Genomic DNA, 3,138 nt, shown 5'->3' on the forward strand with positions numbered 1-3,138 from the left:
ACCTTATTTAGGACGGCACAGTAGATACAAAAAAGGCTTGGTTTTCACCAAGCCTTTTTCTGTTCAGTCATAGTAATACATCAAAGAATTACTTAGTACCGAAGATCTTATCACCAGCATCGCCTAGACCCGGAACGATGTAGCCTTTGTCATTAAGCTTCTCATCGATTGCCGCAGTGTATAGCTCAACATCTGGGTGTGCTTTTTCTAGCGCTTCAATACCTTCTGGTGCAGCAACAAGTACCAGCACTTTGATTTGGTTACAACCTTTCTCTTTTAGGAGATCGATCGTAGCAATCATAGAACCACCTGTTGCAAGCATTGGGTCAACAACAAGCGCAATACGCTCCTCGATGTTTGAAGCAAGCTTGTTGAAGTAAGGAACTGGCTCAAGCGTTTCTTCATCACGGTAAATACCCACAACACTGATACGTGCGCTTGGCATGTGCTCAAGAACTCCATCCATCATGCCTAGACCTGCACGTAGGATTGGCACTACGGTTACTTTTTTACCTTTAATCTGGTCTACTTCTACCGGACCGTTCCAACCATCAATGGTCACTTTTTCTGTTTCAAAGTCTGACGTTGCTTCGTAAGTAAGTAGGCTACCGACCTCAGTCGCTAACTCACGAAAACGTTTTGTGCTGATGTCACCTTCTCTCATTAGACCAATTTTATGTTTTACTAGAGGGTGCTTTACTTCAACAACTTTCATGTCCATCTCCGGCTATAGTTGGCAATATTTAAACAAACCTTCAGATTATACATGATTTTCACTGGGATATCAGGATAAATCACTAAAGAAAAAAACAGACGCAAACGTTTGCTATCTATGTTTAAGCACTGTTAGAATAGCGCCGTTTTCATATCCAACTTAATACCGAGGACTTCCCTGTGAGTGGTAACAACTCTTCTCTTAGCTATAAAGACGCTGGTGTAGATATTGATGCAGGCAACGCGCTTGTGGATCGTATTAAGGGTGCGGTAAAACGTACTCGTCGCCCTGAAGTTATGGGTGGTATCGGTGGTTTTGGCGCGCTATGCGAATTGCCAACTAAATACAAACAACCTGTACTGGTTTCTGGTACTGATGGCGTTGGCACAAAACTTCGCCTAGCACTGGATATGAACAAGCACGACACGATTGGCATCGACCTAGTGGCAATGTGTGTAAATGATCTTATCGTGCAAGGCGCAGAGCCACTGTTTTTCCTAGATTACTACGCAACAGGCAAACTAGACGTTGATACCGCAGCGGATGTTGTTTCAGGTATCGCAGAAGGGTGTGTTCAAGCAGGTTGTGCCCTAATTGGTGGCGAAACTGCGGAGATGCCTGGCATGTATGAAGGCGAAGACTACGACGTAGCTGGTTTCTGTGTTGGCGTAGTAGAAAAAGAAGACGTGATTGACGGCACGAAAGTCGCTGCTGGTGATGCACTTATCGCTGTTGGTTCAAGCGGCCCACACTCAAACGGTTACTCCCTTATCCGTAAGATCCTAGAAGTATCTGGTGCAGATAAGAGCGAAGAGCTAGCAGGCCGCACTATTGGTGAGCACCTACTAGAACCAACAAAAATTTACATCAAGTCAGCACTTAAGATGATTGAGAAACACGACATCCATGCGATTTCTCATATCACTGGTGGTGGTTTCTGGGAAAACATCCCACGCGTACTGCCTGAAGGCACGAAAGCAGTTATCGATGGTAACAGTTGGGAATGGCCAGTTATCTTCAAGTGGCTACAAGAGAAAGGCAACGTCGACACACACGAAATGTACCGCACATTCAACTGTGGTGTAGGTCTAATCGTCGCACTACCGAAAGACCAGGCAGATGCAGCAGTTGCTCTTCTTAAAGAAGAAGGCGAAAACGCGTGGGTGATTGGTCAAATCGCACAAGCAGACGCGAACGAAGAGCAAGTTGAAATCCAATAATTTGCAAATCGAGCTCAAAAGATAAGAAGAATGAGGACACTAGATGACTAGGTCCTCATTTTGCTATCTAGAACACTAAAAACCATTCTATTAGTAGGTAGTTTAGAAGCTACATAACTCCAACCTACAATACCAAGGCGCTCTCGACATCATGAAAAACCATACCCTAAAAAACATTGTGGTCCTCATCTCGGGTAACGGAAGTAACCTGCAAGCTATCTTGGAAGCTTGCGAAGACAGCATGCCAAACGCACGAGTGGCAGCCGTGTTCTCTAACAAAGCAGATGCTTTTGGTTTAGAACGTGCAAAAAAGTTTGATGTGGACGGTCACTTTGTCGACCCTAAAGCATTCAGCTCGCGTGAAAGCTTTGATGCAGAGCTAATGAGTCAAATAGATGAATACCAACCAGACGTGATTATTCTTGCTGGTTACATGCGCATTCTGAGCAGCGCATTTGTTTCTCATTACATGGGTAAGATGATCAATATCCACCCTTCTCTTCTACCAAAATATCCTGGGCTACACACACACCAGAGAGCAATTGATGCTGGCGATAAAGAACATGGTACGAGTGTGCACTTTGTAACGGAAGAGCTTGATGGTGGCCCTGTCATACTGCAAGCAAAAGTTCCTGTGTTCGAAGACGATGATGCTAGTGTACTTGCGGCACGTGTTCAGGCGCAGGAGCACCGAATCTACCCTATGGTGGCTAAGTGGCTGGTAGACGAGCGGTTGATCATGAAGGATGGTAAAGCCTATTTAGATGGCGCAGAGCTTGGCGTACATGGGTACGCCTCAGATGAGTAGCCCTGAATAATAAACTCCAAGCACAAAAGAGCAGCCTGAGGGCTGCTCTTGGTTGTTTTAATACTTATAAACTTGATTCAAGAAAACCATGGTGAGACTAGAAACCTAAAACCCAGCATTCTAAAAAATCCCATAACCACTTGAGTAACATAACACTCGGAAAGTAGATTCTGCATCTGGTTCGTTCTTCACCGTTCAGACTGACGAGGTGTTTTATGAGAAATTTCTATCAGTTACGTCTTTACAGCAAGCCTTAGCGAGACTAGGACTCTACTACCAGCACTCTAGAAAGTAAGAATGCTCATCCGTATCCGCCCTCGGTTTAAAACGCATAAAAATAAAGCTCGCGATTAAGCGAGCTTTATTTTTACATTCTGTGCCGTCCTAAATAAGGT

3 protein-coding genes are annotated in these 3,138 nt (G+C 44.6%); 2 read left to right on the plus strand and 1 reads right to left on the minus strand.

Features of this window, described 5'->3' with window-relative positions; genetic code table 11:
* Window positions 1-88 precede the first annotated feature (88 nt).
* Window positions 89-715 (minus strand): uracil phosphoribosyltransferase, encoded by a 627-nt coding sequence (upp, locus tag IJ23_RS23530; protein WP_005380401.1) that lies wholly within the window; start codon window positions 713-715, stop codon window positions 89-91.
* 179 nt (window positions 716-894) lie between these two features.
* On the opposite strand from upp, the gene purM reads away from it, so the two are divergent.
* Complete coding sequence (gene purM, locus IJ23_RS23535; RefSeq protein WP_005389861.1) at window positions 895-1,935, plus strand: phosphoribosylformylglycinamidine cyclo-ligase; 1,041 nt, start codon at window positions 895-897, stop codon at window positions 1,933-1,935.
* A 151-nt stretch (window positions 1,936-2,086) separates the two neighbouring features.
* Entirely contained in the window at window positions 2,087-2,743 is a 657-nt protein-coding gene (gene purN, locus IJ23_RS23540) for a phosphoribosylglycinamide formyltransferase (RefSeq protein WP_005394347.1), read from the plus strand.
* Window positions 2,744-3,138: the final 395 nt, after the last annotated feature.

Source organism: Vibrio sp. OY15, assembly GCF_000742455.1.
GTDB classification, from domain to species: Bacteria; Pseudomonadota; Gammaproteobacteria; order Enterobacterales; family Vibrionaceae; genus Vibrio; species Vibrio alginolyticus.

Excerpts from the sequence above, each read along its gene's own strand:
- upp (WP_005380401.1), bottom strand. The coding sequence starts at position 715 with ATGAAAGTTGTTGAAGTAAAGCACCCTCTAGTAAAACATAAAATTGGT.
- purN (WP_005394347.1), top strand. The coding sequence starts at position 2,087 with ATGAAAAACCATACCCTAAAAAACATTGTGGTCCTCATCTCGGGTAAC.